Raw genomic sequence first — 25035 nt, forward strand, 5'->3', positions numbered from 1 at the left:
TTCCCAGGCTGATAAGCTGCGCAGCATTCATCATGTTCGATCGGGGTAACCATGACAGTGGATCTGGCCAGCATTCTGCTGGGCTTGGTGGCAGGTGCGTTGCCCTGCCTGGTGTGGGTCATGCAGGTGCAGCGTCGCCAGGGCGCCCGACAGGGTGAACAAGCCCTGCTCGAAGAGCGCCTTAACGCTGCCCAGTTGTCCCTGGCCGGGTTGCAGGCGCAACTGGACGCCAGCCGCGACGAAGTCAGCGACCTCAGCGAAGCCAACACCGTCAAGCAAGCCCAGCTGGCAGCCCAGGGTCGTGAGCTGGAGTTGCTGCAGATCGACCGCGACAATGCCCGCGATGCCGCCCACGCCTGGAGCCTCGAACGCGCCAACCGTGAAGCCGAGTTGCGCCGTCTGGAAGCCCAAGGCGCACGCCTGGAGGCGGAGCTGCGCGAGCAGCAGGAAAACCACCAACAACGCCTGGAAGACCTGCAAGAGGCCCGCGACACCCTGCGCGCCCAGTTCTCCGACCTGGCCACGAAAATCTTCGACGAGCGCGAGCAACGCTTTGCCCAGACCAGCCAGCAGCACCTGGGCCAACTGCTCGACCCGCTCAAGGACCGCATCCAGGCCTTTGAGAAGCGCGTCGAGGAAAGCTACCAGCAGGAGTCACGCGAGCGTTTCTCCCTGGGCAAGGAACTGGAGCGCTTGCAGCAGCTCAACCAGCGCCTGTCCGACGAAGCTACCAACCTCACCCAGGCGCTCAAGGGCCAGAAAACCCAAGGCAACTGGGGCGAGATGATCCTGGAGCGGGTACTGGAGCACGCGGGCCTGGAGAAGGGTCGCGAATACCAGACCCAGGTCAGCCTGAAGAGCGCCGATGGCGAGCGTTTCCAGCCCGATGTACTGATCATGTTGCCCGGCGACAAGCAGGTCGTGGTCGACGCCAAGGTCAGCCTCACGGCTTACCAGCAGTTTGTTGGCAGCAATGACGAGGCTGCGCTCAAGCAGCATGTGCAGTCGTTGCGCAGCCACGTCAAAGGCCTGTCGAGCAAGGACTACAACCGCCTCGAAGGCCTGCACAGCCTGGATTTTGTCCTGCTTTTCGTGCCCATCGAGGCCGCTTTTTCGGCGGCCTTGCAGGCCGAGCCCAACCTGTTCCAGGAAGCCTTCGACCGGCACATCGTGATTGTCAGCCCGACCACACTGCTGGCCACCCTGCGGGTGATCGACAGCTTGTGGAAGCAGGAACGCCAAGGCCAGAACGCCCGCGAGATCGCCGAGCGCGCCGGCTGGCTGTATGACAAGTTCGTGCTGTTCATCCAGGACCTGGACGAGCTAGGCAACCGCTTGCAGCAGGTGGACAAGGCCTACGCCGCGGCGCGCAACAAACTGTGCGAAGGGCGTGGCAACCTGGTCAGCCGCAGCGAGCAGCTCAAGCTCTTGGGTGCCCGTGCCAGCAAGAGCCTGCCGGCAGACTTGCTGGAGCGGGCGCTGTCCGATGAAGCCCTGCCGGACGAAGCGGTTACTGAACCAGGCTCAGATGCCGATTGAGCAGGGCGCGCAAGGCTGCCGGCTTGACCGGCTTGGCCAGGTAGTCCAGGCCTGAGGCATGCACCAGGGCGATGGTCTCTTTGCTGCCGTCGGCGCTGATCACCACCCCAGGCACCGGCTCGCCCAGCCGGGCGCGTAGCCAGCCCATCAGCTCGGTGCCGGTTTCGCCGTCGTCCAGGTGGTAGTCCACCAGCGCCAAGTGTGGGCGCATACCGTTGGCCAGCAAGGCCTCGCATTCGGCGCGGTTGCGGGCGGTCCAGACCTGGCAGCCCCAACGGCTGAGCAGGCTGTTCATGCCAATCAGGATGCTGTCTTCATTGTCGATGCACAGCACCTGCAGCCCGGCCAGCGGTTGGCCCGTCTGCTCCACCGGCGCGCTGGGCGCGGGCGCCGCCTGGCGGGCGATCGGGACGCTGACGCGGAACACCGTGCCCTTGCCGGGCCATGAGCGCACTTCCAGGCTATGGCCCAGTACCCGGCACAGGCCGTCAGCAATGGCCAGGCCCAGGCCCAGGCCTTTTTCGGCACGGGTCTGGTGGCTGTCCAGGCGTTTGAATTCCTGGAAAATCTCTTGCAGCTTGTTGTCGGCGATCCCCGGGCCGCGGTCCCACACTTCCAGCCACAGGCGTTCGCCCTGCCGGCGGGCACCCAGCAGAATCGGGCTTTTGCCATAGCGCAGGGCGTTGGTCAGGAAGTTCTGCAGCACGCGGCGCAGCAACTTCATGTCGCTGTCGACCCGCAGGCGGCTGCCGCGCAGGCGGAACTCCAGCCCTTTCTCGGCAGCCAGTACCTTGAACTCGGCGCCCAGGGTGTCGAACAGCTCGTTGAGGGCGAATGGCTTGGCGTCCGGGGTGATCTTGTTGTTCTCCAGGCGTGAGATGTCCAGCAGGTCGCTGATCAGTTCTTCGGCCGAGCGCAGCGAGCTGTCCATGTGCTGCACCAGTTGCTGGGCCTCCTCGTTCATGCCCTCGGCCTGTTGCGACAGGGCGGCGGAGAACAGCCGCGCGGCGTTCAGCGGTTGCATCAGGTCGTGGCTGACTGCGGCCAGGAAGCGAGTCTTGGACTTGCTCACTGCCTCGGCCTGGCTCTTGGCTTCGGACAATGCCTGGTTGAGCTGCGACAGCTCATGGGTACGCTCCGCCACCCGCTGCTCCAGGCCCTCGTTGGCATCGCGCAGCGCCTGTTCGGCTTCGCGGAACGGGGTGATGTCGGTGAAGCTCATGACAAAGCCGCCACCGGGCATCGGGTTGCCGATCAGCTCGATGACCCGGCCGTTGGGGAACAGCCGCTCGGAGGAATGCGCGCGGCCTTGGCGCATCCAGTGCAGGCGCCGCGCCACGTGAACCTGCGCCTCGCCCGGGCCGCACAGGCCGCGCTCGGCGTTGTAGCGGATGATGTCGGCAATCGGCCGGCCAACGCTGATCAGCCCGTCGGGGTAGTTGAACAGCTCCAGGTAGCGGCGGTTCCAGGCCACCAGGTGCAGGTTCTGGTCGACCACGCTGATGCCCTGGTTGATGTTCTCGATAGCCCCTTGCAGCAGCGCGCGGTTGAACTGCAGCACTTCGCTGGCTTCGTCGGCGATGCGCACCACGTCTTCAAGCTGCATGTCGCGGCCTTCGATGGCGGCCTTGACCACGGCTCGGGTCGACGAGGTGCCGAGCACCCCGGCAAGCAAGCGCTCGGTGTGCTCGATCCAGTCACCGTCGGCGTTCTGGTTGGGGTTGAAGCCTTTGCCCTGGCGGTAGGCGAAGCGGATGAAGCTCTGCCGCGCACGTTCTTCGCCGACGAAGCGCGAGGCCAGGGTCAGCAGGTCATCGATCTGCACCGCCAGCAGCGGTTTGCTGCTAGGGCGGGCGCTGGTCTGCTGGCCGATGAAGCGGCCAGCCTGCCAGTGCTCTGACACTCGCGTGCGCGACAGCACCGACACCCAGGCAAACAAGGTGAAGTTACCCGCCAGCGACAGCACCACGCCTTGGGTCAGTGGGCTGATCGGCAGGTTCAGCGGGTTGCCATGCAGCCACGCCAGGCCCGGGAACAGCTCAAGCGACCAACCCACGCTATGGGCGGCAATCGGCAGCACCAGGGTGTAGAACCACAGGAAGATGCCGGCGGCGAGGCCGGCGAACACGCCGCGCCGGTTGGCTTGCTTCCAGTACAGCGCGCCGAGCATGGCCGGGGTGAGCTGGGTCACGGCGGCGAAGGCGATCTGCCCGATGGTCGCCAGGCTCGCGGTCGAACCGAGCAGGCGATAGCTGACATAGGCCAGCAGCAGGATCACCACGATGGTCACCCGGCGTACCGAGAGCATCCAGTGGCGGAACGCTTCGAACGGGCGCTCGGCATTGTTGCGGCGCAGCAGCCAGGGCAGCAGCATGTCGTTGGAGACCATGGTCGACAGCGCCACGGCTTCGACGATGACCATGCCAGTGGCCGCCGAGGCGCCACCGATGAAGGCCAGCAGGGCCAGGCTCGGGTGGGCTTCGGCCAGGGGCAGGCTGATGACGAACGAGTCGGACATCACCGTGCCCGGCAGCAGCATCTGCCCGGCCAGGGCGATTGGCACCACGAACAGCGCAGCCAGCACCAGGTACATCGGGAACACCCAGCGGGCCAGGCGCATGTCCTGCGGTTCGATGTTCTCCACCACGGTGACATGGAACTGCCGTGGCAGGCAGATGATCGCCATCATGGCCACCGCGGTTTGCACCACCATCGATGGCCAGTTGATGGTCTCCTGCCAGTAGCTTTCCAGCTGGATCGACTGGCGCGCCTGGCTGAACAGGTCGTCAAAGCCGTCGTACAGGTTGAACACCACGAAGATGCCCACGGCCAGGAACGCCAACAGCTTGATCAACGACTCGAAGGCAATCGCCAGGACCATGCCGCGGTGGTGCTCGGTCACGTCCAGGCTGCGCGTGCCGAAGACGATGGCGAACAGTGCCAGCACCAGCGACACCACCAGTGCGGTGTCCTGCACGCGGGTGCCGGTGGCGTCGGCGTTGGCGCCGATCAGCAGGTTGACGCCCAGCACGATGCCTTTGAGCTGCAAGGCGATGTAGGGCAGCACGCCGACCAGGCAGATCAGCGCCACTACCACGGCCAGGGTCTGCGATTTGCCGTAGCGTGCGGCGATGAAGTCGGCGATCGAGGTGATGTTCTGCTGCTTGCTGATCAGCACCATCTTCTGCAGCACCCAAGGTGCGAAGATCAGCAGCAGTACCGGGCCCAGGTAAATCGGTAGGAACGCCCAGAGCTGTTCGGCAGCCTGGCCGACGGCACCGAAGAAGGTCCAGCTGGTGCAGTAGACGGCCAGCGACAGGCTGTACACCCAGGCACGCAGCTTCGGCGGCAACGGTGTGCTGCGTCGGTCGCCGTAAAAGGCGATGGCGAACATGATGGCCATATAGGCCAGGGCGACCACGGCGATCAGCCCACTGGACAACGACATGAAAACTCCGGAGCAAAAAAGGTAACGCGGTCCCGATCAATCAGTCTGGCACGCAGGCGCAGGTTCGTCAGCGCCGACGATGGTCGCAGTGGCGAGTCGTCGCAGGGGTCGGCCTACACCTGTACTGGCCTCTTCGCGGGTAAACCCGCTCCCACAGGAACACCACCGGCTTGAGCGCTGCGCAGTACCTGTGGGAGCGGGTTTACCCGCGAAGAGGCCGGTACCGGCAACATCAATACCTGCGGGTACCCCGCCAGTAAAACACCCCCGCCAGTATCACCGACAACACCAGCAGGTAGAAGATCGCCCCCGGCCACCAGTGCCCGAGGGCAAACCCGACCATCACCGGCCCCAGCGCCGCGCCCAGGTTGGACAGGTTCTGTGCACCGTAATACACCCCGCGCAGGTGCTCTGGGGCGATCAGGTCGATGAACATGTACTCGGCGGGTATCACGATGATTTCCCCCAGGGTGAACACCAGCATCGCCAGGCACCACATCGGCACCGTGCTTGCCCATGAAAACCCCAGCAGCCCGGCGATGAACAGGCCCATCCCGGCCAGCAGCCAAGGCATCAGGCGCTGGCGGCTGATACGCCGGCCGATCAGGTATTGCAGGGCAATCACCGTGATGGCGTTGGTGGTCACCAGGTAGCCGACCAGCCGCGCCGCCTCGCTTGGGGTGGTGGTCACCACCAGGTACTGCGACAAATAGGCCGTGAACTGGCCGAACACTACCGCGCTGAGCACCCCGCCCAAGGTGAAGCACACCAGCCGCCGGTCACGCGCCAAGCCCAGCGCCACTTGCGCGAACCCTACAGCCGATTGCGCCGGGGCATCGCCCTGCAGGCTGCGGTCCCCCAAGCGCTGGTAGGCCAGGCCCATCCCCAGGCCGATCAAGGCGGAGGCGATGAAGGGCAGGTGGTCGTCCAGTTCCAGCATCGCGACGCCCAGCAAGGGGCCTGCGGCATAGCCGACGTTGCTCAAGGTGTATTTGATGGCGAACACCTCGGCCCGTTCGTCCACTGGCAGCAGCGCACAAAAGCCGGCCTTGGCCGCGATGTCGACCACCGCCAGGGCGAGGTTGATCAGTACCAGGCACAGGAAGAACAGCGCGGCCGAGCGGCTGGCGATGGCGCCGATGAAGGCCAGGGCAAACACCAAGGTGCTGGCGATCACCAAGGTATGGTTGCGCACGGTGTCCACCAGGTGGCCGCCGTACAGGCTGAGCAGTGAGGCGATGATCAACGCGCCGCCGATCAGCAGGCCGATCTGGCTGACCGGCAGCTGGAAGTTATCAGCCAGGTACACCACCAGGTAAGGCAGCGTCAGGGCGCGCGCCAGGGTCAGGGTGAAGGTGGTGGTGAGCAGCAGGCGTACGGCGGGTGGGTAGCGCTTGAGGGCGGCGAGCATTGCCACGTCCTTGTCACTGGGCAAGAGGCCAAGGATAGGTGGGCAGTGAGGGTTTGTCTCGCGCGTTTCCAGTCGGCAGGTCGTTCAGCGGCGCGAAGAGCCGCTGCAGTGAGGATCAGGGTGGGGTGCCATCGAGTTCGAAGGCGGCCTTCTGTAAATCTTGCGAGTCCAGCCCGATCATCACATCGAATGTACCTGGCTCTGTCACCCGCTGCAGGTGCTGGTTGTAGAAGGCGAGCATGGAGGTATCGATGTCGAAGACAAGCTGGCGTGACTCCCCGGGCTCCAACAGCACCTTCTGGAAGCCCTTGAGCTCTTTGAGCGGACGGCTCACGGAGGCGACGCGATCGCGAAGGTACAGTTGCACGGTCGTTTCGCCCGTGCGTTGCCCTTCATTCTTGAGTGTCACGCTTACCTGCATAAAGTGCCCAGGTCGCAGGCGATGGGTGGACAGGGTCAGCGGTGAGAGGCTGAAGTGGGTATAGCTCAGGCCGTATCCAAAAGGATAGAGCGGTGTGTTATCGGTATCGAAGTAATGTGATCGATAGGCAGAAGGCTGCTGCGGGTCGAAGGGGCGCCCGGTATTCAACTGTGCGTAGTACAGCGGGATCTGGCCGACGCTGCGCGGGAAGGTGACAGGCAGCTTCCCGGAAGGGTTGTAGTCACCGAACAGCACATCGGCAATGGCATTGCCGCCTTCCGTACCGCTGAACCACGTCTCCAGCACGGCGTCTGCCCATTGGCTCTCCTCGACGATCGTCAGCGGTCGGCCATTCATCAATACCAGCACCAAAGGTTTGCCCGTACGTTTCAGCGCTCGCAGCAATTCACGTTGTTGAGTGGGCAGGTTCAGGTCGGTTTTGCTGGCGCCTTCATGGGACATGCCCCGCGCTTCGCCCAACGCCACCACGATGACGTCGGCCTGTTGGGCGATGGCTACCGCTTCGGCAAGCAAGGCCAGGGGTGGACGCGGGTCGAAGTTCGCCGTTTTGTCGGCGAGCAGTAGAAAGTCATCGCGCTTATCGCTGATGTTGGCTCCCACCGCGTAGAGCAGCTTGGCATCGTCACCGACCGCCGCCTTGAGCCCTTGGTAAAGGCTGATGGCCTGGCCAGGTTGGCCGCTGGCGTGCCAGCTGCCAAGGATATCGACCGGGTTGTCGGCCAGGGGCCCTATCACCGCGACGGTACCCCGTTTGACGAGCGGCAACAGCCCATTCTGATTTTTCAACAGGACCAGAGAGCGTCGGGCCACCTCCCTGGCTTGAGCGCGATGAAGCGGCTTTGGGTCGTGTGAAGGCTGCGTGCCGTGCTGGACGTGGCCCAACCTGCGATAGGGGTCGTGGAATAGCCCCAGGTCATATTTGGTGGCCAGGACTTGGTGTACGGCCTCGTCGAGCAGGCTGACAGGAACTGCGCCCTGTTCGATAAGCTGCGCCAGCGCTTGCTCGAAATAACGATCATTCATGCTCATCTGAGTGCCCGCGACCAAAGCGGCCTGGGCGGCATCTTCGCCACCGGCGGCAGTCCCGTGCGCGACCAGTTCTTGCACGGCGCTGTGATCACTGATCACCAGCCCCCGATAGCGCCATTGCTGGCGCAGGATGTCTCGCAGCAGCCATCGATTGGCTGTGGCGGGCACACCATTGAGTGTGGTCAACGCCGTCATGACTGCGCCCGCACCCGCCTCCAGGGCTGCCTGATAAGGGGGCAGGTAATCCTGAAACAGCTGATGAGTGCTGACGTTGGTTGTGTTGTAGTCGCGCCCACCTTCGACTGCGCCGTAGGCAGCGAAATGTTTTACGCAGGCCATGATGCTGTCAGCCGCGCCAAGCGTCGGGCCTTGCAACTGCTGTGTCACCCGCTCGGCGATACGCGAGACCAGGTACGGATCTTCACCGAAACCTTCAGACATCCTGCCCCAGCGAGGGTCGCGGCTTAAATCGACCATGGGTGCAAATGTCATGTCCAGGCCATTGGCGCTGGCTTCAATGGCCGCGATCCGAGCGGCGCTGCCGATCGCTTGCAAGTCCCAGCTCGACGCTTGGCCCAGGCCGATCGGAAATACCGTGCGGTGGCCGTGTACCACATCGCCTGCGAAGAACACCGGTATGCCCAGGCGGCCACGCTGCACGGCCGCATCTTGATAAGCACGCAGCTGCTCGCGGGTAACCCCCGGCTCGGTAAACAGTGCGCCTACCGCGCCCTTGGCCACGGTATCGAGCGCATATTGGGAGGGTGGGGTGCCTGGGGAATGCTTCATGCGTAGCTGGCCGACCTTTTCGGGCAGGCTCATCTGCTCCAGCAGGGCCGCAAGGAACTGTTCCTTCCCCATGGAGGGCGAGCCGCCCGTAGCAGAGACATTGGCTGTATGAAGCAGCAAGGTCAGCCCCAAGGTAAGCAGCGACGTGCTGCGCCGGGCAGGTTGCTTGAATGCACCGCACTCCATCCTTGGCGTTCTCTTAGCTCACACGGCCTCAGGGTGGCAGGCGCGGGGTTGAGCGGCTACTGACAGAACTGTCAGTTGACAGTGGTAATGTGGCTTCCAATGCTTTGCACGCATCCCAGGTTCTGTACGATAACTGTCCGCAGTCGCCCATACTGCGCTGGAATGGAGCTCGTCTGGCCTTGACGCCAACGCCTTTCATTCGGGCTCTAGATAGAACAACAGCCGTCGGTGGCCCAATTCAGGAACAAGGACGATGAGTCACACCTCGCAATTCACCTTGCTCGGCAAGCGGCGCTTCCTGCCGTTCTTCATCACCCAGTCGCTGGGTGCGTTCAACGACAACCTGTTCAAGCAATCGCTGATCCTGGCGATCCTGTTCAAGCTCAGCCTGGGGGACGGTGACCGTTCGATCTGGGTCAACCTCTGCGCGTTGCTGTTCATCCTGCCGTTCTTCCTGTTTTCGGCGCTGGGTGGGCAGTTTGGCGAGAAGTTCGCCAAGGATGCGCTGATCCGTGCGATCAAGCTGGCCGAGATCGGCATCATGGCCATCGGCGCCTTGGGCTTTATCACCAATCACCTTGCGTTGATGCTGGTGGCGTTGTTCGGCATGGGTACCCATTCGGCGCTGTTCGGGCCGGTGAAGTATTCGATCCTGCCCCAGGCCCTGCGTGAAGAAGAGCTGGTGGGCGGTAACGGGCTGGTCGAAATGGGCACCTTTTTGGCGATCCTCGCCGGCACCATCGGCGCCGGGGTGATGATGTCGTCGGCCAGCTATGCCACGGTGGTGGCCGGGGGCGTGGTGGGCACCGCGGTGCTGGGCTACCTGGCCAGCCGCTGGATCCCGCGCGCCGCGGCGGTGTCGCCGCAGATGCGCCTGGACTGGAACATCTTCACGCAGTCCTGGGCGATCCTGCGCATGGGCCTGGGGCAGACGCCTGCGGTGTCGCGCTCGATCGTCGGCAACTCGTGGTTCTGGTTCGTCGGCGCCATCTACCTGACCCAGATCCCGGCGTACGCCAAGGACTGGCTGCATGGCGACGGCACTGTAGTGACCCTGGTGCTGACCCTGTTCTCGGTGGGCATCGCCCTCGGCTCGCTGCTGTGCGAGCGGCTGAGCGGGCGCAAGGTGGAAATCGGCCTGGTGCCGTTCGGCTCGTTCGGCCTGACCCTGTTCGGCCTGCTCTGGTGGTGGCATTCCGGCGATGTGCCGGCGGCGGCGCTGCCGCACGACTGGCTGGCGCTGCTGGGCATGAGCCAGGCCTGGTGGATCCTGGTGTCGATCGTCGGGCTCGGGGTGTTCGGCGGCTTTTATATCGTGCCGCTGTATGCCTTGATCCAGGCGCGCACGGCCGAAGGTCAGCGGGCCCGGGTGATCGCCGCCAACAACATCCTCAATGCGTTGTTCATGGTGGTTTCGGCAATCCTCACCATCGTCCTGCTGGGGCTGGCCGAACTGACCATCCCGCAGTTGTTCCTGGTGGTGTCGTTGCTCAACATCGCGGTCAACGCCTACATCTTCAGGATCGTGCCCGAGTTCACCATGCGCTTCCTGATCTGGCTGCTCAGCCACTCGATGTACCGCGTGGAGCACCGCGACCTGGAGCGCATCCCTGATGAAGGGGCGGCACTGCTGGTGTGCAATCACGTTTCGTTCGTTGACGCGCTGCTGCTCGGCGGTGCGATCCGCCGGCCGATCCGCTTTGTCATGTACTACAAGATCTACAACCTGCCGGTGCTCAACTTCGTGTTCCGCACCGCAGGTGCCATCCCGATTGCCGGGCGCGGTGAGGACGAGGCCATTTACGAACGTGCCTTCGCGCGTATTGCCGAGTACCTGGCGGCGGGTGACTTGGTGTGTATCTTCCCAGAGGGCAAGTTGACCGGTGATGGCGAGATCGATGTGTTCAAAGGCGGGGTCAACCGCATTCTCAGCGAAACCCCGGTGCCGGTGATTCCCTTGGCGTTGCAGGGGCTGTGGGGCAGCTTCTTCAGCCGAGACCCGGGCAAGGGGTTTTTCAAGCGCTTGTGGTCGCGGGTGACCATCGTGGCTGGCGCCGCCATCCCGGTGGAGGCGGCGCAGCCGGATGCGTTGCGTGAGCAGGTCAGCCGCTTGCGAGGCGACCTGCGTTAGCGCGCGCGGGTCAGCTGGCGCTGACTTTCAGGCCGATCAGGCCACAGACGATCAGCGCCACACTGACCAGCCGCACCAAGGCCATGGATTCGCCAAACAGGATGATCCCGGCGATTACCGTGCCCACAGCGCCGACGCCGGTCCAGATGGCATAGGCGGTGCCCAGCGGCAGCTCCTTCATGGCCAGGCCCAGCAGGCCGAGGCTGATGACCATGGCGCCGACGGTGAGTACGGTGGGGATTGGCTTGCTGAAACCGTCGGTGTATTTCAGGCCGACGGCCCAGCCGACCTCGAACAGGCCGGCGAAGAAAAGAATGATCCAGGACATGCTGTGTCTCCATCGTTGTGAAGGATGGGGCCGTCCCCGGAATGGTCACGCGGTGCGTCGTGAGGTCGTCCTCACAGTGGGCAATAGGGTGCACATTTTCTGAATGCTGGGCAAGCCTGTGCCGGCCTCTTCAGGTCCCACAAGTACTCCACAGCTCTCAGGGAATGTGGGGTACCTGTGGGAGCGGGCTTGCCCGCGAAGAGGCCAGGCCAGGCAGCATCAATCCCTGGCTGGCTCGCCATTCTCAACGGCTGACGAAGGCGCTTCCAGGCGCCGGAACCAGGTCGACAGCAACGCCCCGGAAATATTGTGCCAAACGCTGAACAACGCACTCGGCACCGCGGCCAATGGCGAGAAGTGCGCCGCCGCCAGTGCCGCCCCCAGCCCGGAGTTCTGCATGCCCACCTCCAGCGCCAGCGATTTGCGTTGGGCCAGCGGCAACTTGCACAGCTTGCCGGTCAGGTACCCCAGCAAATAGCCAAAGCTGTTGTGCAGCATCACCACCGCCATGATCAGCAGCCCCGACTCGGCAATCTTCGCCTGGCTGGCCGCCACCACCGCGCAGACGATCATGACGATGCTCACCACCGACACCAGCGGCAACACCTGCACGGCGGCCTGCACCCGAGCGCCCAACAGGCGCTGGGCCAGCACGCCGAGCACGATCGGCAGCATGACCAGCTGCAGGATCGACCAGAACATGTCCATGAACGAGACCGGCAGCCAGGCCGAGGCCAGGAACCAGATCAGCGCTGGGGTCAGCAGCGGGGCGAGCAGGGTGGTGACCGCGGCGATCGCCACCGCCAGCGCCAGGTCGCCCTTGGACAGCCAGACCATCACGTTCGAGGCGGTGCCGCTTGGGCAGCAGCCGACCAGAATCACCCCGACGGCGATCTCGGCGGGCAAGTGGAACAGCTGGCAGAGCAGCCAGGCCATACCCGGCATGATCACGAAATGCGCCACCACCCCCAGCATCACGCGCCAGGGTTGGCGGGCGAGGGCAGCGAAGTCGTCGAGCTTGAGGGTCAGGCCCATGCCGAACATCACCAGCCCCAGCAGCGGCACGATGGCCACTTTCAAGGCGATGAACCACTGCGGTTGCAGGAAGGCCAGCACGGCGAACACCAACACCCAGAGGGCGAAGGTGTTGCCGACGAAGCGGCTGAGGGCGGCGAGGGCGCGCATGGGAAAGTCCTTGTACTTATATAAAGAGGTGAGTTTCCAGGGCCCTTACACGGGCAAGCCCGCTGCCACTGGGTGAGCAAGCACCTGTGGCAGCGGGCTCGCCCGCGAAAGGGCCGGTACTGGTCAATGATTAACGATCAGGCCAGCACCGGCAAATCATGAAGGTTAGACCCCTTGCGGAATCTCCTCCCCACCCAAGGCCTCGAACAGCACCGGGAGGAATTCGGTAAAGGTCATCATCATCAGCAGGAAGCTGGCATCGAACTGCTGCTGGGCCTCATCACCGCCATCCTGTTCGGCCTGCTCTTGCAGCAGTTCCTCGAACTTCAGGCGCTTGATGACCATCTTGTCGTCGAGCACGAACGACAGTTTGTCCTGCCAGGCCAGGGCCAGCTGGGTGACCACCTTGCCGGTGCTCAGGTGCAGCTGGATTTCTTCGCTGGTCAAGTCCTGGCGCTTGCAGCGCACGATGCCACCGTCTTCGGCGGTGTCGCGCAGCTCGCACTCGTCCAGTACATAGAAGCCTTCGGCCGCTTGCTGCGACTTGACCCAGTCGGTCATGGTGGCCGCTGGCGCGATCTTCACGGTAGCGGGGCGTACCGGCAGCGAGCCCATCACTTCACGCAGGGTCGACAGCAGGTCTTCGGCACGCTTGGCGCTGGCCGAGTTGACCAGGATCACGCCCAGGCGCGGGGCGATGGCGGCGAAGATCATCGAGCGACGAATGAAGGCGCGCGGCAGGAAGGCCTGGATGATCTCGTCCTTGATCTGGTCGCGTTCCTTTTTATAGACCTTGCGCATCTGCTCGGTCTCGATCTCTTCGACCTTCTCCTTGACGGCGTCATTCACCACGCTGCTTGGGAGGATACGTTCTTCCTTGCGCGCGGCGATCAGCAGGAACTCGCCGCTGACGTGCACCAGGGGAGCGTCTTCGCCCTTGCCGAATGGCGCGACGAAGCCATAGGTGGTCAGCTCCTGGCTGGCGCAGGGACGGGCCGGCTTGCTGGCCAGGGCGGTTTCCAGTGCTTCGGCTTCGAATGGAACATCCTGGGTCAGGCGGTAGGTCAGCAGGTTCTTGAACCACATGAGGGGCAATCTCTCCTTAATGCATAAGGCGGGCATTATTCTCCGAGCGGTGGTTCCCGTCCAACCCTGTCAGAGGGCCAGCACCCTTATATAAAGGAAGAAAAGCCCAGCGTTGCTAGGTCTTTGAAAGGCTTCGAAAAAATTTTTAAAAAAGTCGAAAAAAGTGCTTGCCAGGGTGGGGGCTCATCCGTAGAATGCGCGCCACACCGAGACGAAAGGGTGATTAGCTCAGCCGGGAGAGCATCTGCCTTACAAGCAGAGGGTCGGCGGTTCGATCCCGTCATCACCCACCACTCGATGTATAGCGCAGCGGTAGTTCAGTCGGTTAGAATACCGGCCTGTCACGCCGGGGGTCGCGGGTTCGAGTCCCGTCCGCTGCGCCATATTCAACTTCCAGGGCCCACTGAACACCCGGAAGTTACAGAAAAAGCGACCTTAGGGTCGCTTTTTTTGTTTGTGCTGAATTTTGCTGCGCCAAGCCTATCGTATTCAGTTAGCAGGGGCCTGTGGGAGCGGGTGAACCCGCTCCCACAGGGTCTGTGCCGCGCTGCGGTATCAACGCTTGCGTTCTTCCTCCCGCAACGTCAGCACCTCAACCCCCGCCTCAGTCACCGCCACCGTATGTTCCCACTGCGCAGAAAGCGTATGGTCGCGGGTGATCACCGTCCACCCGTCCTTCAACGTCCGTGTCCCACGCCCGCCCTGGTTGATCATCGGCTCGATGGTAAACACCATGCCAGGCTTGAGCGCCATGCCCATGCCGCGCTGCCCGTAATGCAGCACCTCCGGCTTTTCATGCATCTGCTGGCCAATGCCATGCCCACAATATTCGCGCACCACGCTGTAGCCCGCTGCTTCGGCATGGGCCTGGATAGCATGGCCAATGTCACCCAGCGTCGCCCCCGGGCGCACTTGCTCGATGCCTTTCCATAGCGCGTCATAGGTGGTGTCGACCAATCGCCGGGCCTCATCGCTGATCACGCCAAGGCAATACATCTTCGACGAATCGGCGATATAGCCGCCTTGTTCGAGGGTGATGTCGACATTGATGATCGACCCTTCCTTCAGCACTTCATCAGCCTTTGGCATGCCGTGGCAGACCACATGGTCCACTGACGTATTGAGCGCGTAGGGGAACCCATACTGGCCCTTGCTCGCCGGGCGTGCCTTCAGGCTGTCGACGATGAACGCCTCGGCAAGGTCGTTGATCTGCATCGTGGTTACGCCAGGGCGTATGAAGCGGTCGAGCTCTGCAAATACCTGGGCCAGTAGCTGGCCGGCGTTGCGCATCACGTCGAGTTGGGCGGGGGTTTTGAGGATCACCTGGGACATGGGGAGAGGGCAGTAACTCTGGCTGAAATGTGCCCCAGCATAGCGCTGCCAGCCTGCGAGATGCCACCGCATGGTGCGCCAAACCGGCCCTGATAGCGCAGGCCCTGTAGGAGCGGGCTTGCCCGCGATAAGGCCAGTACAGCTGGCCCGGTAATTGCTGGCTTGCCTCTACCCAGGGCAATCAATGCCGATTGCCCGCACATTTTCACGACAAAGGCGCCGTGTTGCCCCGCTTGCCATGCAAGCCGGGGCAGCCGGCGCCTTTTGTGTTTTTACCAGGAGACCGGCCCATGAGCAGCAGCGAAGTACGCAGTGTCTGCCCGTATTGCGGCGTCGGCTGCGGCATTGTCATGAGCGTGGCCGATGGCAAAGTCAGCAAGATCAGCGGCGACAAGCAGCACCCCAGCAATTTTGGCCGCCTGTGCACCAAGGGCCTGACCGCGCACGTACCGCTGAGCGCGGCCGGGCGCATGGAAGACGCCTACCTGCGCCAGCAGCGCAGCCAGCAACCGGCGCGCACAGGCCTGGACCAGGCCATCGCCCAGGCCGCCGAGCGCCTGCGCGGCATTATCGACCAGCACGGCCCCGATGCCGTGGCCTTGTATGTGTCGGGGCAGATGTCGCTAGAGGCGCAGTACCTGGCCAACAAACTGGCCAAGGGTTTTATCCGCACCCGCCATATCGAGTCCAATTCACGGCTGTGCATGGCCAGCGCTGGCAGCGGCTACAAGCTGTCATTGGGCGCCGATGGCCCGCCCGGCAGCTACCAGGACTTCGAGCACGCGGAGGTGTTTCTGGTGATCGGCGCCAACATGGCCGACTGTCACCCGATCCTGTTCCTGCGCCTGCTCGACCGGCTGAAAGCCGGCGCCAGGCTGATCGTCGTCGACCCCCGGCGCACGGCCACCGCAGACAAGGCCGACCTGTTCTTGCAGGTACGCCCGGGCACCGACATGGCCCTGCTCAATGGCTTGCTGCACCTGCTGCACCAGAACGGCCACACAAACGCTGACTTCATCGCCCGTCACACCGAGGGCTGGGAAGACCTGCCTGCATTCCTGGAGGACTACAGCCCTGCCCGCGTCGCCGCCATCACCGGCCTGAGCGAAGCCGACATCCGCACCGCCGCCGAATGGCTCGGCGGTGCCAAGGACTGGATGAGCTGCTGGACCATGGGCCTTAACCAGAGCATCCATGGCACCTGGCACAGCAACGCGATCTGCAACCTGCACCTGGCCACCGGCGCCATTTGCCGCCCTGGCAGCGGGCCGTTCTCCCTCACCGGGCAACCGAATGCCATGGGCGGCCGCGAGATGGGCTACATGGGGCCGGGCCTGCCGGGGCAGCGATCGGCGTTGGTGGCGGCCGACCGCGCCTTCGTCGAAAACCAGTGGCAGCTGGCCCCAGGCAGCCTGCGCAGCGAAGGCGGCGAGGGCACCGTGGCGCTGTTCGAGCAGATGAAGCGCGGCGAGGTCAAGGCGTGCTGGATCATCTGCAGCAACCCGGTGGCCAGCGTCGCCAACCGCCAGCAAGTGATCGACGGCCTGCGCCAGGCTGAACTGGTGATCACCCAGGATGCGTTTCTCGACACCGAGACCAACCGCTACGCCGACATCCTGTTGCCGGCCGCGCTGTGGGCCGAAGGCGAGGGCGTGATGATCAACAGTGAACGCAACCTGACCTTGATGCCCCGCGCCGTGGCACCCCCAGGCCAAAGCCTGCCCGACTGGCAGATCATCGCCCGCATCGCCTGCGCCATGGGCTATGCCGAAGCCTTCGACTACCCCGATGCCGAAGCGGTGTACGAAGAAATTCGCCGTTTCCACAACCCGGCAACCGGCTACGACCTGCGCGGTATCGGCTACACCGACCTGCGCGCGCAGCCGCGCCAGTGGCCCTGCGCGCCAGGCCATGAGGCCCCGCGCAGCCCGCTGCGTTACCAGAACGACGGCAGCAGCCAGCCGCTGTTGCTCGACGCCCAGGGCAAGCGCCCGGCGCTGGCGTTTCCGACGGCCAGTGGCAAAGCGCGCTTCTTCGCCCGCCCTTGGCTGCCTGCGCCCGAGCTGCCCGACGCGGACTACCCAATGGTGCTCAACACCGGCCGCGTGCAGCACCAATGGCACACCCTGACCAAGACCGGCAAGGTGCCTGCGCTGAACAAACTCGAGCCCGGCCCCTTTGTCGAGCTGCACCCTGACGATGCCGCGCGCCTGGGTATTCGCGACAAGGACCAGGTGGCCATCCGCTCGCGGCGGGGGCAGGCGCTGTTGCCGGCACGGGTCAGTGATCGGGTCATGCCGGGCAACTGTTTCGCCCCCTTCCACTGGAACGATGTGATGGGCGAGCAGCTGGCGATCAATGCCGTGACCTGCGATGCCGTCGACCCGCTGTCGCTGCAGCCGGCCTTCAAACACTGCGCCGTGGCCCTGCAGCGGGTTGCCGGCGAACGTATCGACGCCGTTGACCTGAGCGCCGCCACTGCCATCCCGGAGCCTGCCCGCATGCCGACCGCCACCCTGTCCCGTCTGCTTGGCCTGGACACCCTGCCAGCCCCGGTGCTGGCCGAGGAGGAGCGTCATTACTTGCAGGGCTTTTTGCTCGGCCTGGACCAGGCGCGCGCTGAGGGGGTGCCCAGCCTGCCGGCCAGTGCGCCGCTGGCGGCAAGCCGGCGGCTGTTCGTCGATGGGCTCTTGGCGGGGTTGTTCGCCCAGCCTTCGGAACTGCCCAGCCCGGCGCTTGCGGCGCCCCAGCATCAGGTGCTGTGGGCCTCGCAAACCGGTAACGGTGAGGCACTGGCCGAACGCTGTGCCGAACGCCTGCGTGGCGCCGGCCTCGCGGTGCAGCTCAGTTGCATGGCAGCGGTCAGCCCGCAGCAGTTGCACGGCGCGGCCAGTGTCGTACTGATCGCCAGTACGTTTGGCGATGGCGATGCGCCCGACAGTGCGACGGCGTTCTGGCAAGCCCTGCAAGGCGAGGAGGGCGCCCATTGTGCCGACGTGCCTTACGCCGTGTTGGCCTTGGGTGACTCCAGTTACGACCAGTTTTGCGGGTTTGGCCGCAAGCTCGATCAGCGCCTGGCCGAGCTGGGCGGGCGGCGGTTGTTGCCACGGGTGGACTGCGAGCCGGACTTCGATGAGGCATTCGCCACCTGGCTCGACGCCTTGTCATCACAGTTGGGCAGCGCCGCCGCGCCCCAGGCGAGCAGCGAACCCGCGCCCGTGGAGGGCTACAGCAAGCAGCAACCCTGGTCGGCCACCTTGCTGGAAAACCGCGTGCTTAACGCCCCAGGTGCCAGCAAGGAGACTCGCCAACTGGTGTTCGATCTGTCGGGCAGCACGTTAACCTACCAGCCGGGCGATGCCTTGGGCGTATGGCCGCGCAATTGCCCGGCGTTGGTCGAGGAGTTGCTGGCACTGATGCGCCTCGATGGCCAGGCTCTGGTTGAGATCAAAGGCCAGCCTGCGCTGCCGTTGGCCGTTGCCATGCAAGCCCACCTGGAAATCGCCAAGGTCACCCCTGCGCAGTTGCAGGTGTTCAGCCAGACGGCGGCGGACCTGCGCCGGCTGATTCAGCCTGAGCACAAGGCCGAGCTGCAGAGCTGGTTGTGGGGGCGACAGTTGGCGGACGTACTGCGCGAGTTCCCGCAAGACCTGCCATTGGCCACCTGGCTTGACCTGCTCAAGCCGTTGCAGCCGCGCTTGTACTCGATCAGTTCCAGCCCGTTGGCGCACCCCGGCCAAGTTCACCTGGCGGTCTCGACGGTGCGTTACGGGCAGCGCAAAGGGGCCTGCTCGACCTTTCTGGCCGACCGTGCGCAAGGCATCAAGGTGGCGATCTTCCCGCAGGCATCGAAGCATTTTCGCCTGCCTGAGGACGACAATGTGCCGGTGATCATGGTCGGCCCAGGCACGGGTATCGCGCCGTTTCGGGCGTTTCTGGAAGAACGCGAAGCGCGTGGGGCCAGTGGGCAGAACTGGCTGTTTTTCGGTGAGCAGTCTGCGGCCAGTGACTTCTATTACCAGGCGCAGTTGCAAGCTTGGCAGGCGACCGGCCATGTGCGCCTGGATACCGCTTTCTCGCGCGACCAGCCCGAGAAAATCTATGTGCAGCAGCGCATGCACGAGCAGGGCGCTGACCTCTGGCGGTGGCTGGAGGCGGGCGCGTTCTTCTATGTGTGCGGCGATGCCCTGCGCATGGCCAAGGATGTGGACAGCGCCTTGCGCGCGATCGTCGCGCAGCATGGCGGTATGAGCGAGGCTGCGGCGGATGCGTATGTAGAGGCATTGAGCAAGGCCAAGCGCTATCGGCGCGATGTGTATTGAGTGCACCGGGATGGGGAGGGGTGCACCTTGGCTGTGCGGTTTGGGGTGCCTGTACCGGCCTCTTCGCAGCACAAGGCTGCTCCTACCGGTTCTGCACACTCCCTGTAGGAGCAGCCTTGTGCTGCGAAGAGGCCCACAGGGCAGTATTTGGCACACTCCCTGCTTTATCAGCTTCACAACACGCCCCACTGATCAACGGCGATCAACCAGGGGCACACCCTGATGAGTACAGGCAAAGGCGCCTGGAGCTTCGGCTCCAGGCGTTTTTTTTTGATCGAGGATCGGCTATGAAGGCAACAGCGAACGGCGGACAACGCGAGAAACTGGTCATTGTCGGCAACGGCATGGTCGGCCACCACTGCGTCGAGCAACTGATCGAGCGGGGCGCCTTGGAGCGGTTCGAGGTGCGGGTGTTCGGCGAAGAACGCCAACGTGCCTACGACCGTGTGCACCTGTCCGAGTACTTCGGCGGCAGCTGTGCCGAAACCCTGGCCCTGTGCGAGCAAGGCTTCTATACCCGCCAAGGCGTGCACCTGCACCTGGGCGAGCCTGTGCTGGAGATCGACCGCGCGCGCTGCGAAGTGGTCACCGCCGAAGGCCGCTATGGCTACGACCAGTTGATCCTGGCCACCGGCTCATACCCCTTCGTACCCCCGATCGAAGGCTCCAGCGGCAATGCCCGCCTGGTCTACCGCACTCTCGACGACCTCGACGCCATCCGCGCCGCCGCCCAGGGTGCCCGCCGAGGGGTGGTGGTCGGCGGGGGCTTGTTGGGCCTTGAAGCCGCCAATGCGCTGAAGTCGCTCGGCCTGGAAGCCCATGTGGTGGAGTTCGCCCCTCGGCTGATGCCGGTGCAGTTGGACGGCGAGGGCGGCGCGGCGCTCAAGGCGCAGATCGAGGCCTTGGGCGTGGGCGTGCACCTGTCCCGCGCCACCCAGTCGATCAGCGCCGGTGAGGCGTATCGCTACCGCATGAACTTCGACGGCGGCGAGCACCTGGAAACCGACCTGATCGTGTTCTCTGCCGGTATCCGCCCGCAAGATGCCCTGGGCCGCGCGTGCGGGCTGGAGATTGCCGCCCGTGGCGGGGTGGTGATCGACAATCACTGCCGCACCCATGACGCCCGCATCTTCGCCATCGGCGAGTGCGCTTCATGGAATGGCAGCGTGTTCGGCTTGGTCGCGCCGGGCTACAGCATGGCGCGCAACCTGGCGGCGCTGCTGGTGGGCGATGAAGCGGTGCCGTTCACCGGCGCCGACATGTCGACCAAGCTCAAGCTGCTGGGCGTGGATGTCGGCTCGATCGGCGATGCCCATGGCGCTACGCCGGGCTCACGCAGCTACCGCTTCATCGACGAAGCCAATGCGGCCTATCGCCGGCTGGTGGTGGATGCCAGTGGCAAGCATGTGCTCGGCGCGGTGCTGGTCGGTGACAACAGCTACTACGATACCCTGCTGCAGTACGCGCAAAACGGCATCGCCCTGCCTGCCGACCCGGCCGCCCTGATTTTGCCGCAAACAGGCGGCGCGCCGGCCTTGGGCGCCGATGCGCTGCCCGACAGCGCAACCATTTGCTCGTGCCACAACGTCAGCAAGGGCGCAGTCTGCGCCGCTATCGACAGCGGCTGCAGCGACCTCGCTGCGGTCAAGGGGTGCACCAAAGCGGCCAGCGGTTGCGGCGGCTGTGCGGCCCTGCTCAAGCAGGTGTTCGAGCACGAACTGACCGCCCGCGGCGTGACCGTCGACAAAAGCCTGTGCGAACACTTTGCCTACACCCGCCAGGAGCTTTACGGGCTGGTGCGGGTTGGCGGCATCCGCACCTTCAATGACCTGCTCGCGCGTCATGGCAAAGGCCATGTCGGTTGCGATATCTGCAAGCCGGCGGTGGGCAATATCCTCGCCTCGTGCTGGAACCAGCCGATCATGGACCCGGCGCTGGTGCCGCTGCAGGACACCAACGACACCTTCATGGCCAACATGCAGAAAAACGGCACCTATTCGGTGGTGCCGCGCATCCCTGGTGGCGAAATCACCCCGGACAAGCTGATCGTGATCGGCCAGGTGGCAAAAAAGTACGACCTCTACACCAAGATCACCGGTGGCCAACGCATCGACCTGTTCGGCGCTCAGCTGCACGAGTTGCCGCTGATCTGGGGCGAGTTGATCGAAGCCGGTTTCGAGACGGGCCATGCCTACGGCAAGTCGACCCGCACGGTGAAGTCGTGCGTGGGCAGCACCTGGTGCCGTTACGGTGTGCAGGACAGCGTCGCCATGGCCCTGCGCCTGGAAGACCGCTACAAGGGCCTGCGCAGCCCGCACAAGCTCAAGTTCGCGGTGTCTGGCTGCACCCGCGAGTGCGCCGAGGCGCAGAGCAAGGACATCGGCGTGATCGCCACCGACAAGGGCTGGAACCTGTACGTGTGCGGCAACGGCGGCATGCGCCCGCGCCACGCCGAGCTGTTTGCCACCGACCTGGACGACGAGACCCTGGTGCGCCTGATCGACCGTGTGCTGATGTTCTACATCCGCACTGCCGACAAACTGCAGCGCACCTCGGTCTGGCGCGAAAGCCTGGAGGGCGGGCTGGACTACCTCAAGCAGGTGATCCTCGACGACAGCCTGGGCCTGGCCGCCGAGCTTGAGGCGCAGATGCAGCATGTGGTCGACCACTATGAATGCGAATGGGCCAATGCCCTCAACGACCCGGAGAAGCTCAAGCGCTTCCGCACCTTCGTCAACGACCACCGCGCCGACCCGGACGTGCACTTCGTCCGCGAACGCGATCAGCGCCGCCCAGCGGCACCGCTGCACCTGATCCCCACTGCCGAGGAGGCTGTCTGATGAACCTGTCCAATACTGCTGTAGCCCACCAGACGAACTGGCAGACAGTCTGCCAAGCGCGCGACCTGGTAGCCGACTCCGGCGTGGTGGTGTGGCACGAGGGGGCCCAGGTGGCGCTGTTCTACTTGCCGGGTCAGGAACAGCCACTGTATGCGCTGGACAACCGCGACCCGCGCTCGGGTGCCAACATCATTGGCCGTGGGTTGGTGGGTAGCTTGCAGGGTGAGTTGGTGGTGGCGGCGCCGCTGTACAAACAGCATTTCAGCCTGCACAGCGGGGAATGCCTGGAAGATGCCGGGCAGCGGCTGCGGGTGTGGCCGGTGCGGCTGAACGGGGAGGCTGTGGAAGTGGCGGTGGGCTGATCTGCATCGTGCAACTGTACCGGCCCTTTCGCGGGCAAGTCGGACCGCCGCACCGCCGCTCCTACTATCCCTGTGGGAGCGGGCTTGCCCGCGAAGGGGCCGGTACAGGCCGCTTAGATAACCAACCCCTGTGGTGTACGCCCGGCAAACACATCCACCAGGCTTGCCACCACCATTTCGCCCATGCGCGTGCGGGTCTGCACGGTGGCGCTGGCTCGGTGCGGCTGCAGCACCACATCCTCGCGCTCGAACAACGCCTCGGGCACCCGAGGTTCATCGGCAAACACATCCAGCGCCGCCCCGGCGATCTCACCCGCTTCAAGTGCCGCGATCAACGCGGGCTCGTCCACCAACTTGCCACGGGCGATATTGATCAGGTAGCCGTCTGGGCCAAGCGCCTGCAGCACCTTGCGCCCCACCAACGCCTCGCCCTGGTCGGCGGCCGCCGCCAGAATCAGCGCATCGCTGTCTTTGGCCAATTGCTGCAAGTTCGACTCGAAGCCATAAGGCACGTCCTGTGGCTGCAGGTCGGTGTAGCGAATCGGGCAGCCAAACGCCGCCGCCCGCTGGGCCACCGCGCGGCCGACGCGGCCCATGCCGACGATACCCACACGCATGCCCGACACCTGCCGCGCCAACGGCAATGGCGCCAGCGGTGTGGCGCTGGTGGCCCAGTGGCCGGCGCGGACGAACCGGTCACCGCTGCACAGCCCTCGGCACACGCCAATCAGCAAGCCGATCGCGAGGTCGGCGACATCCTCGGTCAGCGCGCCGAGGGTTGCAGTCACCTGGATACCCCGATCACGCGCATAGGCCAGGTCGATGGCATCGGTGCCAACGCCATTCACTGCGATCACTTCCAGCTTGGGCAGGCGCGCCATCAGCGCTTGGCTGATACCGGTATGGCCGCCGGTGACCACGGCGCGGATGGTGTTGCCATGCGCGCTGACATAGGCGTCCTTGTCGGCTTGCTCGTAGTACCGGTGCACGGTGAACAGCGCTTCCAGGCGCTCGCGGACTTCTGGGATGAGGATCGGGCTCAGTTGCAGGACTTCAGGTTTCATCGGTCACTCCTTAAAAGGCAAGGTGTCAGCCACGGCCGACGAAGGGCATGTTGCTGGCCATCACGGTCATGTTGAGCACGTTGGCGTCCAACGGCAGGGCGGCGATGTAGCGCACGGCATCCGCCACATGGCGCACGTCGAGCATAGGCTCGGCGGCAATCTCGCCATTGGCCTGGCGCACACCGCGGGTCATGCGTTCGGACAGTTCGGTCAGGGCGTTGCCGATGTCCACCTGGCTGCACACGATGTTGTAGGGGCGGCCGTCCAGGGCCAGGGCTTTGGTCAGGCCCAGCACCGCGTGCTTGCTGGCGGTGTAGGGCGCAGTGAAGGGGCGTGGGGTATGCGCCGAAATCGAACCGTTGTTGACGATTCGCCCGCCCTGCGGCTGCTGCCTGCGCATCAGGCCAAAGGCCGCACGGGCGCAGAGGAACACGCCGTCGACATTGGTGGCGATGACATTGCGCCAGTTCTCCAGCGGCAGTTCGTCAATGGGCACGGCAGGCGCGTTGACCCCGGCATTATTGAAGATCAGGTCGAGGCGGCCATGCACCTCCTCGATGGTGGCGAACAGCTGGGCGACGCTCTGTTCGTCGCGCACATCGGTGGGCACCGCAAGGGCCTCGCCACCGGCTGCACGGGCCTGTTCTGCCAACGCCTGCAAGGGTTCGGCACGCCGGCCGGCGAGGACCAGGCTGAAGCCATCAGCCAGCAGCCCCAGGGCGACGGCGCGGCCAATGCCGCTGCCGGCACCGGTGACCAAGGCGATTTTCTTGTTGTGTGTTTGGCTCATCTGTTTGCTCCAGAAATTCAGGCGGCGTGGGCGGTGTGGCGTGCGGGACGAGGGCCAACGCGCAGTTGCAACTCGCCGATGCCGTCGATGCCGGCATGGATCACATCGCCAGGGTTGAGCGGGGCCACGCCAGGCGGGCTGCCGGTCATGATCAGGTCACCGGGGCGCAACGGCAGTTGCCGGGAAAGGCGGCTGATGACCTCGGCCAATGGCCAGGTCTGCTGGCTCAGCCGGGCGCGCTGGCGCTCCTCGCCGTTGACTTTCAGCCACAGCGCAGCGTCCAGTGGCCAGCCCAGTTCGCTGGCCGGCACCAGGGCAGTCATCGGCGCCGAGGCTTCGAATACCTTGGCACCCTCCCAGGGCAGCCCTTCGCTTTTGGCCTGGCGCTGGCGATCACGCAGGGTCAGGTCCAGGCCAGCGGCAAAGCCATAGACGTGCTCCAGAGCGTTTTCTGGGCTGATGTCGGCACCGCCTTTGCTGATCGCCACCACCCACTCGATTTCATGGCAAAACTCTTCGGTCTGCGGCGGGAAGGGCAGTTCGCCCTGTGCCTCGACCACGTTGCTGGCCGGCTTCATGAAAAAGACCGGCTCACGGGGCGCTGGGTCGGTGGCCTGTGGCCAGGGGTAGTTGCGGCCCAGGCAGAACACGCGGCCAACCGGGAAGCGCGCGTCGCTGCCTTGGATGGGCAGGCTGACGATGGCTGGCGGGTCGAACAGGTAAGTCATGGGTCAATCCTCTGTGCTGGAGT

15 protein-coding genes and 2 tRNA genes are annotated in these 25035 nt (G+C 64.5%); 7 read left to right on the forward strand and 10 right to left on the reverse strand.

The features are described 5' to 3' along the window. Positions 1-165 precede the first annotated feature (165 nt). Positions 166-1539: a DNA recombination protein RmuC gene (locus tag AC5PZ0_RS22210; protein ID WP_172960404.1), complete on the forward strand. Its 1374-nt coding sequence runs from the start codon at positions 166-168 to the stop codon at positions 1537-1539. Here the strand turns inward: AC5PZ0_RS22210 and AC5PZ0_RS22215 are convergent. From AC5PZ0_RS22215 to bglX, 3 genes are all read right to left on the reverse strand, one after another. Continuing rightward, a complete protein-coding gene (locus AC5PZ0_RS22215) occupies positions 1511-4987 on the reverse strand; it encodes a hybrid sensor histidine kinase/response regulator (protein WP_238215216.1) in 3477 nt (1158 codons plus the stop codon). The genes AC5PZ0_RS22210 and AC5PZ0_RS22215 overlap by 29 nt on opposite strands. Positions 4988-5219: 232 nt before the next feature. Further along, positions 5220-6398, reverse strand: a complete 1179-nt coding sequence (locus tag AC5PZ0_RS22220) for an MFS transporter (protein WP_493855745.1) — start codon at positions 6396-6398, stop codon at positions 5220-5222. A 115-nt stretch (positions 6399-6513) separates the two neighbouring features. Next, complete coding sequence (gene bglX, locus AC5PZ0_RS22225) at positions 6514-8844, reverse strand: beta-glucosidase BglX (RefSeq protein ID WP_493855746.1); 2331 nt, start codon at positions 8842-8844, stop codon at positions 6514-6516. 253 nt (positions 8845-9097) lie between these two features. Between bglX and AC5PZ0_RS22230 the strand changes: the two genes are divergently transcribed. Next, entirely contained in the window at positions 9098-10975 is a 1878-nt protein-coding gene (locus AC5PZ0_RS22230) for a 1-acyl-sn-glycerol-3-phosphate acyltransferase (protein WP_493855747.1), read from the forward strand. A gap of 10 nt (positions 10976-10985) precedes the next feature. Here AC5PZ0_RS22230 and sugE read toward each other — a convergent pair whose 3' ends face one another. The 3 genes from sugE to rdgC all read right to left on the reverse strand — a co-directional run bounded on the left by sugE (position 10986) and on the right by rdgC (position 13574). Then, complete coding sequence (sugE, locus tag AC5PZ0_RS22235) at positions 10986-11303, reverse strand: quaternary ammonium compound efflux SMR transporter SugE (RefSeq protein WP_019470182.1); 318 nt, start codon at positions 11301-11303, stop codon at positions 10986-10988. A 219-nt stretch (positions 11304-11522) separates the two neighbouring features. Next, positions 11523-12488 carry a bile acid:sodium symporter family protein gene (locus AC5PZ0_RS22240; RefSeq protein ID WP_027595888.1) on the reverse strand — a complete coding sequence of 322 codons (966 nt, stop codon included), beginning with the start codon at positions 12486-12488 and terminating at the stop codon, positions 11523-11525. A gap of 165 nt (positions 12489-12653) precedes the next feature. After that, on the reverse strand, positions 12654-13574 hold the full coding sequence (gene rdgC / locus AC5PZ0_RS22245; protein ID WP_085272776.1) for a recombination-associated protein RdgC: 921 nt from the start codon (positions 13572-13574) through the stop codon (positions 12654-12656). A gap of 217 nt (positions 13575-13791) precedes the next feature. Here rdgC and AC5PZ0_RS22250 point away from each other — a divergent pair. Next, positions 13792-13867, forward strand: a tRNA-Val gene (locus AC5PZ0_RS22250). Positions 13868-13880: 13 nt separating this feature from the next. Further along, a tRNA-Asp gene (locus AC5PZ0_RS22255) sits at positions 13881-13957 on the forward strand. Positions 13958-14129: 172 nt separating this feature from the next. Here the strand turns inward: AC5PZ0_RS22255 and map are convergent. After that, positions 14130-14906, reverse strand: coding sequence for a type I methionyl aminopeptidase (gene map / locus AC5PZ0_RS22260; RefSeq protein WP_155951454.1), 777 nt, complete (start codon positions 14904-14906; stop codon positions 14130-14132). Between the two features lie 290 nt (positions 14907-15196). On the opposite strand from map, the gene AC5PZ0_RS22265 reads away from it, so the two are divergent. The 3 genes from AC5PZ0_RS22265 (at position 15197) to nirD (ending at position 22430) form a co-directional block, all read left to right on the forward strand. Next, complete coding sequence (locus tag AC5PZ0_RS22265; RefSeq protein ID WP_493855748.1) at positions 15197-19228, forward strand: bifunctional nitrate reductase/sulfite reductase flavoprotein subunit alpha; 4032 nt, start codon at positions 15197-15199, stop codon at positions 19226-19228. A gap of 287 nt (positions 19229-19515) precedes the next feature. Further along, positions 19516-22068 (forward strand): nitrite reductase large subunit NirB, encoded by a 2553-nt coding sequence (nirB, locus tag AC5PZ0_RS22270; protein ID WP_099428527.1) that lies wholly within the window; start codon positions 19516-19518, stop codon positions 22066-22068. Continuing rightward, positions 22068-22430 (forward strand): nitrite reductase small subunit NirD, encoded by a 363-nt coding sequence (gene nirD / locus AC5PZ0_RS22275; RefSeq protein WP_099428528.1) that lies wholly within the window; start codon positions 22068-22070, stop codon positions 22428-22430. The genes nirB and nirD overlap by 1 nt, the downstream gene beginning before the upstream one ends. Before the next feature lie 113 nt (positions 22431-22543). Here nirD and AC5PZ0_RS22280 read toward each other — a convergent pair whose 3' ends face one another. The 3 genes from AC5PZ0_RS22280 to AC5PZ0_RS22290 are packed head-to-tail and all read right to left on the reverse strand — an operon-like array spanning position 22544 to position 25012. Then, entirely contained in the window at positions 22544-23494 is a 951-nt protein-coding gene (locus tag AC5PZ0_RS22280) for a 2-hydroxyacid dehydrogenase (protein WP_186676169.1), read from the reverse strand. A gap of 25 nt (positions 23495-23519) precedes the next feature. After that, on the reverse strand, positions 23520-24284 hold the full coding sequence (locus AC5PZ0_RS22285; RefSeq protein WP_085272779.1) for an SDR family oxidoreductase: 765 nt from the start codon (positions 24282-24284) through the stop codon (positions 23520-23522). A gap of 17 nt (positions 24285-24301) precedes the next feature. Continuing rightward, a complete protein-coding gene (locus tag AC5PZ0_RS22290; RefSeq protein WP_027595896.1) occupies positions 24302-25012 on the reverse strand; it encodes a fumarylacetoacetate hydrolase family protein in 711 nt (236 codons plus the stop codon). Between the last annotated feature and the right edge of the window lie 23 nt (positions 25013-25035).

This window comes from Pseudomonas sp. 5.2, from assembly GCF_059025405.1.